Source organism: Paenibacillus sp. FSL R7-0313 (genome assembly GCF_037969885.1).
GTDB lineage: Bacteria > Bacillota > Bacilli > Paenibacillales > Paenibacillaceae > Paenibacillus.
Genome location: NZ_CP150219.1, coordinates 278,161 through 291,909 on the forward strand (window position 1 = coordinate 278,161; position 13,749 = coordinate 291,909).

General features: G+C 46.9%; 9 protein-coding genes. 1 reads left to right on the top strand and 8 read right to left on the bottom strand.

The genetic code is table 11. The features are described from left to right. Positions 1 to 201: 201 nt before the first annotated feature. Positions 202 to 3,360 (bottom strand): copper amine oxidase N-terminal domain-containing protein, encoded by a 3,159-nt coding sequence (locus NSQ38_RS01075; RefSeq protein ID WP_339786369.1) that lies wholly within the window; start codon positions 3,358 to 3,360, stop codon positions 202 to 204. Between the two features lie 317 nt (positions 3,361 to 3,677). Here NSQ38_RS01075 and NSQ38_RS01080 point away from each other — a divergent pair, with 317 nt between their 5' ends. Next, on the top strand, positions 3,678 to 4,649 hold the full coding sequence (locus NSQ38_RS01080; protein WP_339786371.1) for a hypothetical protein: 972 nt from the start codon (positions 3,678 to 3,680) through the stop codon (positions 4,647 to 4,649). 147 nt (positions 4,650 to 4,796) lie between these two features. On the opposite strand, the gene NSQ38_RS01085 is transcribed toward NSQ38_RS01080, so the two are convergent. From NSQ38_RS01085 to NSQ38_RS01115, 7 genes are all read right to left on the bottom strand, one after another. Continuing rightward, positions 4,797 to 5,369 carry a GNAT family N-acetyltransferase gene (locus NSQ38_RS01085; protein WP_339786373.1) on the bottom strand — a complete coding sequence of 191 codons (573 nt, stop codon included), beginning with the start codon at positions 5,367 to 5,369 and terminating at the stop codon, positions 4,797 to 4,799. A 41-nt stretch (positions 5,370 to 5,410) separates the two neighbouring features. Further along, entirely contained in the window at positions 5,411 to 6,703 is a 1,293-nt protein-coding gene (gene ilvA / locus NSQ38_RS01090; RefSeq protein ID WP_339786376.1) for a threonine ammonia-lyase IlvA, read from the bottom strand. A 292-nt stretch (positions 6,704 to 6,995) separates the two neighbouring features. Beyond that, positions 6,996 to 7,886: an alpha/beta hydrolase gene (locus NSQ38_RS01095; RefSeq protein WP_339786379.1), complete on the bottom strand. Its 891-nt coding sequence runs from the start codon at positions 7,884 to 7,886 to the stop codon at positions 6,996 to 6,998. Positions 7,887 to 8,250: 364 nt separating this feature from the next. After that, positions 8,251 to 10,542, bottom strand: a complete 2,292-nt coding sequence (locus NSQ38_RS01100) for a glycoside hydrolase family 3 C-terminal domain-containing protein (protein ID WP_339786382.1) — start codon at positions 10,540 to 10,542, stop codon at positions 8,251 to 8,253. Between the two features lie 217 nt (positions 10,543 to 10,759). Then, on the bottom strand, positions 10,760 to 11,365 hold the full coding sequence (locus NSQ38_RS01105; RefSeq protein ID WP_339790352.1) for an alpha/beta hydrolase: 606 nt from the start codon (positions 11,363 to 11,365) through the stop codon (positions 10,760 to 10,762). Between the two features lie 14 nt (positions 11,366 to 11,379). Continuing rightward, the gene (locus NSQ38_RS01110; RefSeq protein WP_091038938.1) at positions 11,380 to 12,333 is read right to left on the bottom strand and encodes a ring-cleaving dioxygenase; all 954 of its coding nucleotides are present in this window, start codon (positions 12,331 to 12,333) and stop codon (positions 11,380 to 11,382) included. A gap of 251 nt (positions 12,334 to 12,584) precedes the next feature. Further along, positions 12,585 to 13,667, bottom strand: coding sequence for a hemolysin family protein (locus NSQ38_RS01115; protein WP_124118555.1), 1,083 nt, complete (start codon positions 13,665 to 13,667; stop codon positions 12,585 to 12,587). Positions 13,668 to 13,749 lie beyond the last annotated feature (82 nt).

The following is a 13,749-nucleotide window of genomic DNA, read 5'->3' on the forward strand; positions in this document are numbered from 1 at the left end:
ATCTATATAGCCAACTTCCCTTTACCTTTATTATCAATGATTTGTTTCCAATGTAACAATGGTCTAAGGAACCTTTTTGGCGACAAGATTTTCAAAAAGCAAGTTTGAGATTCACGCCAAACGATTATTGTTCATACATAATGAAAACACCCTTTCCGGATGGGAAGGGTGTTCGAGTTTGTTTCAGTGTAAATTTTTACTTCAGCCCTGTGGAGATGTTTGCCCCTCACTTGCTGCTGGATTGGTAGCAGGCGCAGGCTCCTGTGTAGGCGTAGACTGAGCCTTCTCAAGCTTAAATGTATCCGATGGGCCTGAAAGTGTATGTTTATTCGTTGTTGTATTTGCAGCAACTGAAAGAATATACACCTTGTACTCGCCTCCTTCCACCAGATTGGCTCCAGTTGAATCTATAGCTGTTTTCGTTAAAGTAACTTCAACCGCTGCAGGATTTCCAATTGGGTAACTAGTGTTAGAGCTTGCTGTAGTAATATCCAAATTATCTGTTCCTTTAACAATAAAGAGTCGGTATGCAGAAATCCCCGTTTCAGCAGTTGGTTTAGTAAAGGTAAGCTTATAACTCGCTTCGGTTACAGTACTTGTATTTTGAAGGGCTGTTATAGTAGCAGTTTGAACCACATTTGCTTGTGCAAAGATATTAAACTCATTGGAAGCAGAGGACAGATTGGAAGCACGTGATGTACTGTCCGAAACGGACAAGACAAACACTTTGTATTTCTGTCCAGCTACAAGGACACTACCATTAATATCTCGATGTCCACCGTTTAGTACTACCGGACTGCCCGCATTGTTTTTGTTGATTTCAATAAAAGAATTAATTCCAAGAGCAGAACTTGTATTGAATCCACTCACTTGGTTAGCAGGCACAATCAAGATACGATAATTGGAGATATTGGTCTCGCTAATTGCCTTATTGAAGGTTATTGTTACATCCGAAGGCGTTCCAGACTGTCCTTGATCTTTAACGGTTACATTCACATTGCTCGCCACTGCTACAGCGACATTTGAAGTCAGTGTGATTATACCGGAGGCTGACGATATTGCATTTGTTAAAGACGCGTTATTGTTCACAGCCATTACATAAACTCGATAGCCTACATCGTTACGGATCAAGTCACCATCCGTTGTTCTCGAACCATTAGATAAAGTAATCGTCTGATTATTTCCCGTTCTACTTACATACGTATAATTCGAGCTATTCACCGTGTTGGCTACGTTCAGATTGAAGCTGCCTGCATTTGCATTTTTCACTACAAACACCCTGTAATGATTCACATTTGTCTCATCCGCGGATTTATTAAACGTCACACGCAGATCACGTCCATCTCCGTTATCCCCAATATCAGATGGCACCACATTGCTCGGAGCCGTTATAGCCGCATTCTGTGTCAGCGTAATTTGGGAAGAGTAACCAGACAAAGCATTTTGACTGGAGTTTCCGTTGTTATTCACCGACAGCACAAATACTCGATAAGCAACGTTATTCGTAATGGTGTAACCATTGGTATCTACCGCATAGTTCGGAAGCGTTACTGACAGGTTACCACCCGTTTTGTTCACCTGTGTATAGTTGCTCGACGCATTAGCTGCGCTCAACGTGAAGCTGCCCACATTAGCGGAACGAACAACATATACACGGTAGGCAGAGATTCTGGATTCATCCGCAGCTTTGTTGAAAGAAACCCGCAGATCACGGCCATCACCGTAGTCACCAATATCCGCAACAGCCAGGTTGCTAATAACTCCCGCGTTACCGTTCGTTGTCAGTCTCAGAGCTGTGGAGGAAGCTGACAGCGCATTGGTGTATCCATTTTGCTGATTTCCCACCGCCATCACAAAGATGCGATAATCTTGCAGATTCGTTACATTATAACCGCTTGTGTCCTTCATGGATGAAGGCAAAGTCGTTGTAATGTTGTTGCCTGTTTTATTCACCGTATAGTACAGACTGGAGGACAGATTACTTGCCGTCGTCAGATTGAAGTTGCTGGCAACCGAGTTACGCACCACAAAGACGCGATAATTCGCCACCTTGGACTCATCCGATGATCGGTTGAAGCTCACCTGGATATCACGACCATCTCCATAATCCGAGTTGTCTCTCACCTGCGTAATTACAGGAGATGTTGCTGTGTTCACGGACAGTGTAAGTGAAGATGATGCTGCGGACAGCTTGCTGTCTGTTGTTGTATTTGTGCTTACGGACAAGATGTATACCACATACGCTGTGCCGCTTTTAATCAATTCACCGGACGTATCCCGTGTCGAAGAAGTCAGCTGGCTTTTCACTGCGGTACTGTTTCCTTTGTATATAATCGTGGAGTTAGAACTGGATACTTTGTTCGCTGCAGCCAGATTGAACGCAGAAGAGTCCTTCGCTTTAACAACAAAAGCACGATAATACGTAATGTTCGATGTTGTGCTCGGCTGCGTGAAGTTAATCTCCAGATCGCGACCATCGCCATAGTCGCTAATATCTGTAGCACGCAGGCTTGTAACCGCCTGTACTGTGGATTTCACATTATTAAGCTTCAATGCTTGGGAAGACCAGTTCAATGCATTTTTATAATTGTTGCTGCTGTTACCAACAGTCAGTACATACAGGCGATACGTTTCATTGCTATTGAGCAGATCCCCGTTTACGTCACGCGTCTGTGCATTAAGCGTCAGTTTCGGGTTGCTGCCATTTGGTGTAATGGATGTATAGTTCGCAGCAGGTACGGCAGTTGCTGAGGACTCCGTGAAGCTATTCACATCACGAGTTTTCACCAACATAATCCGGTAGGCAGATACCGCCTTCTCTGAAGTTGGACGTGTAAAGCTCACGGTCAGGTCACGACCATCTCCATTGCTTCCGGATACCGAACCATAGATGTTCCATGCAGCATATTGTGTCTCATCCACTGGAGGTGTTACCGTTGTCTTGATATCTACACGTTGATTGCGTGAGTTCCAGAATACTTTTTCCCCAAAAGCTTCACTAACAAAACGAATGGGAACCATCGTGTTACCCTTAATCGTGTTGGCAGGTACATCCAGCGATATCGCTTCCCCGTTGATGTATGCCGTTTTGGAACCGAGTGTCAAAGTAACTTCCTGATCATCGCGAGTTGCAACAATCGTTTTGGTTCTGTTGGTGTACTGTACCTTCGCATCCAATCCTTCAAAAATCGACCGAAGCGGAACCAGTACGCGTCCACCTTTCATCACAGGTGCCTGAGCAGATGATAACTCCGCATCATTAATATATATGCTGATCCTCGCAGCTGCATCCATAACCGACGTTGGAAGTGCGGACATCAGCATGGCCGATACAGCCAGCGCTGACATTACCTTCTTCACTTGTTTTCCTCCCGCTTTCCTCATATCCTATATCCCCATTCTCCCATTTAGTTAACATCGAAAAAGATTCGCTGTTCTTTTCAATAATTCCTGTATTTACCTATGCACAACTAAGACGTTCCGATCAGCTCAAAAGTTTCCAGTTGTACAAAAAATATTTTCTCAGAAATCTTCCTCTATCTTCCACCCTCCAAAAGTTAAAAATAACAGAAGAATTTGTCACCATTCCGCAACCATATCCTGCACCAATTGGGTTAATGTATAGTGACTAGTGAACAACGCCTATCATTTTCTCAACTAACGGGAGGTTCATATCTATGACATCATCGTTCCAATCTGCCAAACGTAAAGGCATGCGCACCTTCATTACAGCCACCGCTATCCTCATGCTGCTCCAAACGACTGTAGCCCCATTATCCGGAGTCGCTGCTGCCGCATCTTCCAGTACAGATACCAACAAAGTCACGACTGCCAGTTCAACAACCATATATAAAACATTTCAGTCCATGCTCTACAAAAAGAACGGCTTGCCTGCCGCGGATACTTATCTCGAATCTCATATCAAAAAAGTAACAAAGCATCACGCCACCCTGATGGTGCTTCAATTGGAGAATGCTCGCCTGAAGGCGCTAAGCGCCATGACGGACCGCCTGCTCGTTCCTAACGTTCAGGACAAGATGATCAAGGCTTACAAATTGAACGATAGCTTCACCAAACTTATGGAGCGTACCCAGGACTCCGATCTGCGTGCACTGTTAAAAGAAGCCCGTGACAGCGGCTACCGCCTCGTCATGCTCGAAGGCTCCCTCTATCCCATAATGAATTATGCGGCATTCGTGAAATATACCTCTGTAATTAAAGAGGATATCTCAAGCTACATCCATATCATGACAAAGGAAACGAAAAACTTGCCTGCGGATGACGGTGCTCTGGTCATTGGTTATCAGGAAATTCTCCTTCGAGCACTCAGCCAGGAAAGATTCTTGGAGCTGCATCCAAAATCAAATCGGGCCAAGCAGGTGCATAACCTGTTAAACAGTTATACCCTGTATACCTTTTATGGGCTGAACAATACACCGCTGTTTGATTATGACACGAACAAAATGATTGCGAACGCCCAAAGAGGCTACAACGGCGTCTTGCAGCGTCTTGCATCCGTCGATAGTGAATTCCTCACCAAGCTGGATTCCTTTATGGACGTGGTTAAGGAATCGAAGTATGCAAAAACGGCTGCTGTCGAGAAATGGCTGGAGCAGAATGTGCCGGTCAGCGACTATGCGAATTATTAAGTAATCTGTTCCCCAGGTTAACATCCGTTTCAAATTCAGGCTAAATTCCAACAGTTAACCACAACAAAAACCGCCACAGAATTCGCTCCTGTGGCGGTTTTCTTCATGCTTCTATAGTCAAAACTGACTAACCGTCAGCGCTCTGTACTATTGAATCGGTTTGACCATATGATTATACTCATGTCCTGCGATGACAATCACGTCATCTTTGACATATCCCTGCCGTTCGTACAGCATTAGCGCACGGCCATTGTCCCGTTCTACAATCAGGGATACCTGCGAGTGACCCAGATCTCTGCCTTGCTCCTCAAAAGCAGCCATCAGTGCGCGGCCGATGCCCTGCCCCTGATATGCTTCACTTACCGAGAGAGTATCCAGATAATACTCGCCCGGACGGGTTTCTTTGACCAATGCATACTTCTCTTCCTGGCTTCGTCCAGGGCGATCCAGAATCGGCTGGTCCAGACGATCTGCTTCGCCGCCATCATAGGCCACCAGAATCCCCGCGATCAGCCCATCCTGCTCCATCACCGTCACATGACGATAGCTAATCCGGTTGTTTTCCTGTACATAGAACTCCTGCAAAATCTGCATCGCCTTCTCATGATCCGCCTCACCTGCAAGTGCGTATGCAATGTCTCCTATCGCTTGGTACAGTAAAGGAATAACCTGATCAGCATCTTCTTTCTGCGCAGGTCTTAACCGAGGAGTTGTCTCCATGTTGTCTGACGGCATACCTGACTGCCCTGTCGAATGATTCATCAGATTAACATGTTGAACAGATTCAGATTTTTGTTCAGCTCGGTATAGGCGATACCTTTGCGGTTCATACGTTCAATGAGTGGTTGGTAATCTTCCTTGTACATCAGTTCGATGCCCACCAAGGCAGGACCATTTTCCTTATCATGCTTTTTCGTATATTCAAATCGGGTGATATCATCATTCTTCCCTAGAACTTCCTCCAGGAATTCACGTAAAGCTCCTGCACGCTGTGGGAAATTAACCATGAAATAATACTTCAGACCTTCATAGATGAGGGAACGTTCCTTGATCTCCTGCATCCGGTCAATATCATTGTTCCCGCCACTAATGACGCAAACCACTGTCTTGCCCACAATTTGCTCACGATACTGCTCCAGCGCCGCAACAGCCAAGGAACCGGCAGGCTCAACCACAATCGCATTTTCATTATAGAGCTCCAGAATAGTTGTGCAGGCTTTGCCTTCTGGCACTTTCACAATGTCATCAAGTATACTGCTGCAGATATCATAGGTCAGATCACCAACCCGTTTCACCGCTGCGCCATCCACGAATTTATCTATATCATCCAGCGTCACAACCTGTTTGCGGAACATCGCCTCACTCATGGAGGCTGCCCCAAGTGGCTCGACACCGATGATGCGTGTCTCCGGACTCATGGTCTTCATGTAGGTTCCCACGCCGGCTGCCAGCCCTCCGCCACCAATCGTCACGAATACATAGTCGGCATTCTCATCGAGACTTTCCATAATTTCCATCGCTACCGTACCATTACCTGCAATAATCTTCGGTTGATCAAACGGATGGATGAACGTCATGCCCTGTTCGTCACATGCACGCATTGCTTCTGCGTATGCATCGTCATACGTATCTCCGATCAGCACCACTTCAACGTTGCTGCCGCCAAAACGTCTCACCTGCTTCACCTTCTGGTTCGGCGTTGTACTCGGCATGAAGATTTTGCCGTTAATTCCAAGGGCATTACAGCTAAAAGCGACACCCTGAGCATGGTTGCCCGCACTCGCACAGACAATCCCTTTCTCCATCTCGGCTGGCGTCAGACTGCGAATCATATTGTAGGCGCCTCGGATTTTGAACGAACGCACCACTTGAAGGTCTTCCCTTTTCAGATACACATTACAGTTATATTTGGCCGACAATACAGCGTCCCGCTGCAACGGCGTTCTTACAATGACTTCACGCAGCACATGATGTGCGCGCACGATATCTTCCATACCAACACTGGCACGGCCGGGATTTGTGGTTCCCGTTGGTTCTTGTTCAACTGGTTTCATGTTGTCTCCACACTCCGCTTATATGGTCTATATAAGTTGAACTACAGTTCATTTACACTGACACTACGATGACAGAATAACCCTCCAATCGCTGTTATCCCCAGATTTTTTTGATTCCCTTTTTCCAAGGGAAAAATCCGTTGATAGCGTATGCTTCCGACGCAGCTTTCTTTCAGAAAGCTTTTAGACGAACGCTTCGCTTTTTCAGGTTCTTTCTGTCCTCTCCGTTATCGTGTAAATCATTAATTCAACTTATTTAGCAATGTCGCGCACTGCTTTTCTTTGTATTGTATCACTTTTGTTCTGTTCTTGCGCCTGAGCTCACTTCATTTATCATTCGTACAATTTCATCAATAATGACCTGAGGGTCTGTATACATAACCAAATGTCCCGATTGATCAGCCCCAATCCATCTCGCATTGGATAGCTGGCTCACCGTCTGGCGATGCGCCGTGATGAGGGCAGGTCTGATTTTCCCCTCTCCCTTGCCCGGTTTCGTACCCGAGATCACGCTAACTTCCAGATCACCCAGAGCCGGAGGATGTTCCAGCAGTGCTGCCATGTCATCCAAAAATGTTTTACCTTCCGCAAGCATCGTGCTGGCTGCCCGTACAGTGAAATCCTCCTTGAGGTGATCCGCTGCCACATCGTCAGGCTGAACACTTCCAGCTTTGCTGCCAAGCATCTTATATAAGCCAGTCCGCGCCATGATTGGAATAATGAAACCATTGATGGCAAAGCTCTTTTTAGTAAGCTTGGAAAAATACATTTCGCAATGCTCGTCTGATGGATCTACCAGGATAATGCCACGTAATCGAGATAGATGTGCAGCTGCCGCAGCCCGTACAATCGGACCTCCCCAGCTATGTCCAACCAGAATGAATGGGCCCGGGCTCAGAGCTGTCAGCAGTTCCCCAAGATCCCCTGCAATGCGTTCAAGGCTGCGGGGAGCCGAGTCGACATCACTTCGTCCTGCCCCTGCCCTGTCATACACGACTGCACGTGCATGCTCAGCAATGGCTGGTGCAACCAGTCCCCAGTTCGATCTGGAAGCGCCCATACCGGACTCAAACACCACCGTAAGTTCCCCTGTTCCTCTGGACATATAATGTAATTTGCGACCATCGCGGGTCTGAACAAACGCACTTGAGCCAAACGTATGTGAGCTAGAGTTAGGATTCATGTTCCCCTCCTGATTACATGTATGGTCATCTTTCACCGATTCTAATTGAAAATGATTATCAATTACTTCATTATAGATTAATCCATGCTTTACCACAACCATGTTGCTCAGCAAGTTACAGCCGTCCTGTCGCTTTCTTCCACGTTGCATGGATCACCCCGCATCCCACCGTTCCATTCCCCTCCTTTTCCTTTATGCAAAAAGAAAACCCGATCCATGATCGGATCGGGTAACTGTACCAGCCACTATCGGCTGGCTCTCATATATACATTCTTACTGCTTCGTGTGCAGTTTCTGCACGATCGCATAATCGTAATCGCTTAATCCAAGGATGGGCGCCTACTCGGTTTAAGACCGCAGCCCCTTATCCCCGAATACCATGATCCTTGCTGTTCAACTGCTCCAGAAGTTCATTCATCGCTTCTTCCGTCATGGCCCCGCCGCTAAACGCAACCAGTGCACGCAGCGGCATATATTTCATCATCGCATCCATCATATCTGCATGATCACCAGCATCATCACCGCCAAACCCGCTGGCCTCCTGAAATTGTTGCAAAGCCTGGTCCAGCAGCTTTTTATGGGCCGGATCACGCTGGATATCACCCAATGTACTATTACGCGTATAAGTTGGAAGGAATGTCGCTGTAGACTCTACATTCACACGTGTATGCACATGAATGTCCCGTGAGGAACTGCCTACCTGTATCTCGAACTCTCCGGTCTCCACATGCCAGTCCTTCATATCTACGTTGTAATAGGCGAATGAACGCTTGTTTAGTGTGAAGCTCACCACTTTTGACTCTCCAGGTTCAAGGGCCACCTTGGCAAAAGCCTTCAGTTCTTTGACTGGACGAATAACTGTGCTCTCTACGTCGCTGACATACAGCTGTACAATCTCCTTGCCCGCTCTGTCTCCGGTATTGGTGACCCTAACTTGCACGTTCACCTCATCCTGATCTGTCAGTTCTGTGCGATCTACCTTCAGATCAGCATATTCAAATGTCGTATAACTCAGTCCATAGCCAAACGGGAACAGTGGCTCCAGTTCTTTTTTATCATAATAGCGGTACCCAACAAAGATGCCTTCCCGGTAATCGACACGATCTCCTTCGCCCGGGAAATTCAGATAAGATGGATTATGGCTGAGCTTGGCAGGAAATGTCTCTGCCAGTTTACCGGACGGATTTACCTCTCCATACAACAAATCAGCTATCGCTCCACCAACAGCCTGTCCACCAAGATAAGCTTCGAGCACGGCTTGCACCTGAGGTAGCCAAGGCATCTCTACTGGAGATCCGTTGCTCAGCACAACGACGACACGTGATTGAACCTTCACAATCTCTTCGATCAGCCGAATATGATTGTCAGGCAGACGCAGATGTGCACGATCATACCCTTCGGATTCATAACGATCTGGCAATCCAACAAACACTACAGCAGTATCCGCCGACTTGGCCGCCTGAACAGCCTCATGCATTAATGTCTCATCCACATCATCCGCTTCAATCCGATAACCTGGGGCATACGAGAAGGTTACACCTTCGCCAGCCACCTGGGTCATCTCTTCTACAATATCATCCACTTTGGTCGGATTAATATGGGAACTGCCGCCGCCCTGGAAGCGAGGTTTGCGCGCAAATGCCCCGATTAACGCCACTTCGCCTTCACGTCCCAGCGGCAGGATACTCTCTTCATTTTTCAGCAAGACCATACTCTCGGCTGCCACCTTGCGTGCAAGTTGGTGGTGCTCATCCTTGTTATAGGTTGCCCCTTCTTGCTTTTGATCAACAGCATTGAAGATCAGCGTAAGCAGACGCTCCACCGCCCGATCCAGCTTGTCCAGCGGCAGTTGTCCGCTCTCTACAGCATTGATCACTTTACGCTCACCGATTCCACCACTTGTAGGCATCTCCAGTTCCAGTCCTGCTGCAAGGGCGTCTGCACGTTCATTGACCGCGCCCCAGTCTGACACCACAAGACCTTCGTGTCCCCATTCGTCTTTCAGGATATCCGTAAGTAACCATTCATTCTCACCTGCGTACGTACCGTTCACCTTATTGTAAGAACACATCACCGTCCACGGCTGTCCATCCTTCACCGCACCTTCGAAACTTGCCAGATAAATCTCATGCAGTGTCCGTTCATCCACCACCGCATCAATCGACATGCGTCGTTCTTCCTGATTATTAACTGCAAAGTGTTTGAGAGACGTACCTACACCCTGGCTCTGCACACCCTGAATATGACCGGTAGCCATCTGCGTAGATAACAACGGATCTTCGGAAAAGTATTCAAAGTTACGTCCACCCAATGGGGAACGTTTAATATTTACACCCGGTCCAAGTAATACTGCTACATCCTCGGCCTGACATTCCTCACCCAGGGCTACCCCGACCTGACGAGCCAGCTCCTTGTCCCATGAACTAGCCAGTCCTGCCGCAGACGGGAAACAGGTCGCAGGAACGCTCGACGTCAGACCTAGATGATCTGCACTTCCATCCTGCTTGCGTAGCCCGTGAGGTCCGTCCGTCACCATGATGGATGGAATGCCAAGACGCTCCACCCCTTTCAGATGCCAAAAGTCCAGTCCCGAGCACATGCCCGCTTTTTCTTCCAGTGTCATCCGCTGTACCAGTTCCTTGATGTTACGTTCCACATTAACCCCTCCAGTTCATGATGTTGATACATAGCTATATCACTAAGCATACAAGGTTATCTACCACACATTCAAATGTTTACCCGGTTAGAAACGGTTACATAACACCAGTCAATCATTTCCTCTTCCTGACGATGATCAAAATAAAAAGGAAAAACAGCCCGATCTTCACGATCAGGCTGTCTCTATACGTTTTATAACCGTCTATCCACCCAATTTACGCCTGAGTCTTAAACCAAGCTGCCGCGGCTTCTGCCTCGGTACGAGTCAACTGATGACCCTGACGCTCCCAATGCGTGTTTACATCGGCACCTGCACCGCTCAGTAGCGAAGCAAGTTCCTCCGTTTCACGTTTTGGTACAATCGGATCATTCTCACCTGCACCAATGAACACAGGCAGACCTTTCAGATCCGGCAGTTCCAGTCCGCGCAGCGGTACCATCGGGTGATGCAGAATTGCACCTTTGAATACATCCGCTTGATGGAAGATCAGGCTTGCCGCAATGTTGGCACCGTTAGAGTAACCCAGTGCATACACGTTGGACCGATCAAAACCGTATTCCACCGCAGCTGCATCTACAAAAGATCCCAACTCCGCCGTACGTGCAATCAGATCTTCTTCGTCAAAAACACCTTCGGCCAATCGGCGGAAGAAACGGGGCATCCCGTTCTCCGATACGTTACCCCGTACCCCAAGTATGCCAGCTCCTGGCGCAATCATCTCCGCCAGACCGATCAGATCGTTCTCGGTTCCGCCTGTGCCATGAAGCAACAGGATTGTTGGAGCATCCGGCTGAGCACCTGCTTTATAGATATGTTTCATTGTATTGGTTGTGGTCATGATTTGGACTCTCCTTTCCATTCACGTACTTCAATTCGTGGCAACAATTGTTCAATCTGCTCACGCTGTGGTTCATACCATTCAGGCAACATCAGTTTCTCACCCATGCTCTCTGCTGGTTCATCCCGTGCAAATCCCGGAGGATCCGTAGCCAGTTCGAACAATATACCACCCGGCTCCCGGAAATACACAGCGTTGAAGTATTGACGGTCAATGACTGGCGTTGGATGATATCCGGATTGTTCAAGATCCTGCTGAATTTGTTCATGTTCCACGTAATCTTTGGCACGCCATGCAATATGGTGAACCGTTCCGGCTCCGCCAATCCCGCGCTGGATACCTGTGGACTGAATATCGATGATCTGACCAATATCGCCGCTTGCCTGAAGACGAAGGAGTCCGTTCTCTTCACCGACTTGCTCCAGACCCAGTTTGCTCACCAAGACGTCCATAGTTTTCTCAGGAACGTGGCTGAACAATACGGCTCCACCAAATCCTTTGATGGCATGCTCCGGTGTCACACCGTTGAAACTCCAGTTGCTTGGCTGACCACCTTCACGTTCAACCAGTTCAAGCAACAGACCGCCTTTGTCGAAGAAACGAATGTACTGCTCACCGAATCTGGTTTTATTTTCATATGGAATATCAAAGGAAGCAAGACGTTCTTTCCAGAAAGGCAGGCTTCCTACAGGAACCGCATATACGGTAACTCCAGTCTGACCGGAACCAATGACACCTCTTCTTGAATTTTGCTGTGGGAAAAAGGTAATGATTGTGCCCGGTGCACCCTGCTCATTCCCGTAATACAAGTGATACACGTCCGGTGCATCAAAGTTAATTGTTTTTTTCACCAGTCTGAGCGCCAACACACCTGCGTAAAAATCAACGTTTTTCTGCGCATCGTCAACAAAAGCTGTAATATGATGAATTCCTGAAGTTCTGAACATAATCTTCACTCCCTTGGTTTTAGTTGTATCATAGGTTGTTTTTGCTTCTTTTATTTATTGCTTTTCGTTATTTATCTTTAAATTAAGATTCTTTAAATTTATATTAATCCATTGTACCTCAATATGCAAGCTTTTATTTTAAAATTAAGATTTAATACAAAAAGCAGGCCCCGATCACTCCGGGAACCTGCTTAGCGTTATAACGATTGATTAGATTGTTTCGTATTCCTGTATTACTTTTGTATCACTGCTTCCTAAACCAGTTTCATTCTTTTTGGTGGATTCACCAAATCTTTATGCTCGTATTCATCCTTGATATCTCCAACAATCTCTTCAAGGATATCCTCCATCGTAACCATACCTACCGTAGCACCTGCCTCGTTTTTCACGGTTGCAATGTGTACGCGGCTTTGCTGCATCTGAATCAGCACATCCTTGATTGGAGAACGCTCGGAGAAACTCGGTGTATTATGGACAAATGTCTCCATATTAAAGTCTCTGCCCGCAGCGACACTCGTCAACATTTCTTTTGTGTTAATAAAGCCCACAAAGTGCGCCTGATCCCCATTCGCAATAACAGGGTATCTGGTGTATTCGTGTCGATTCAGCGTTTCAATGATCTGATCAAGCGGCATTTCCTTATTCAACGTAACAATTTTATCTCGTGGAATCATGATCTCCTGAAGCAAACGCTCATCAAAAGCAAAAATGTTTTTGAGATAGTCCAGCTCCGTCTGGTTGATCTCGCCACTCTCATAGCTCTGTGCCATAATCAGCTTCAGCTCTTCTTCGGAGTGAACGGTATCATGCCCGGCAGGTTTTACACCAAAGATACCAAGCAACAGACGAGCAGCTCCATTCAGCGCATAGATGAACGGATTCATGATTTTACCGAACCAGTACAGTGGTGGTGCCAACAACAGCGTCATTCTCTCTGCAAACTGAATCGCCAGCGTTTTCGGTGCCAATTCACCAATAACCACGTGCAGGAAGGTAATGATCGCCAGAGCAATACCATAGGAAAGCACGGTAGACAATGCCGCCGGCACTTCCATGCGCTCAAAGAGCGGATGAAGCATTTTCTCAACGGTAGGTTCACCCAAGGCTCCCAATACCAGCGCCGTGATGGTAATCCCCAATTGACATGCTGACAGATAATAATCCAGGTTGTGCGCCACTTTTTTGGCCAGTACTGCCTTTTTGTTACCTTCCGAGATCAATTGATCGATTCGGGACATCCGTACTTTAAGAATTGCAAATTCGGCTCCAACGAAAAAGGCTGTCAGACCTATAAATACGGCTACTAAAAATAAATTCAAGGCTATTATTCCGTCCAATGATTTCCCTCAACCTGAGGGATTCACCTCCATTAAAATTTAAAATAAGGTTGCACGAGTGACGTTCCGGTGACGGCTCGTT

Bases quoted from the DNA above. Each gene is read 5' to 3' on its own strand.
- NSQ38_RS01080 (WP_339786371.1), top strand. From the start codon at position 3,678: ATGACATCATCGTTCCAATCTGCCAAACGTAAAGGCATGCGCACCTTC.
- ilvA (WP_339786376.1), bottom strand. From the start codon at position 6,703: ATGAAACCAGTTGAACAAGAACCAACGGGAACCACAAATCCCGGCCGT.
- NSQ38_RS01085 (WP_339786373.1), bottom strand. From the start codon at position 5,369: ATGGAGACAACTCCTCGGTTAAGACCTGCGCAGAAAGAAGATGCTGAT.
- NSQ38_RS01095 (WP_339786379.1), bottom strand. From the start codon at position 7,886: ATGAATCCTAACTCTAGCTCACATACGTTTGGCTCAAGTGCGTTTGTT.
- NSQ38_RS01105 (WP_339790352.1), bottom strand. From the start codon at position 11,365: ATGAAACATATCTATAAAGCAGGTGCTCAGCCGGATGCTCCAACAATC.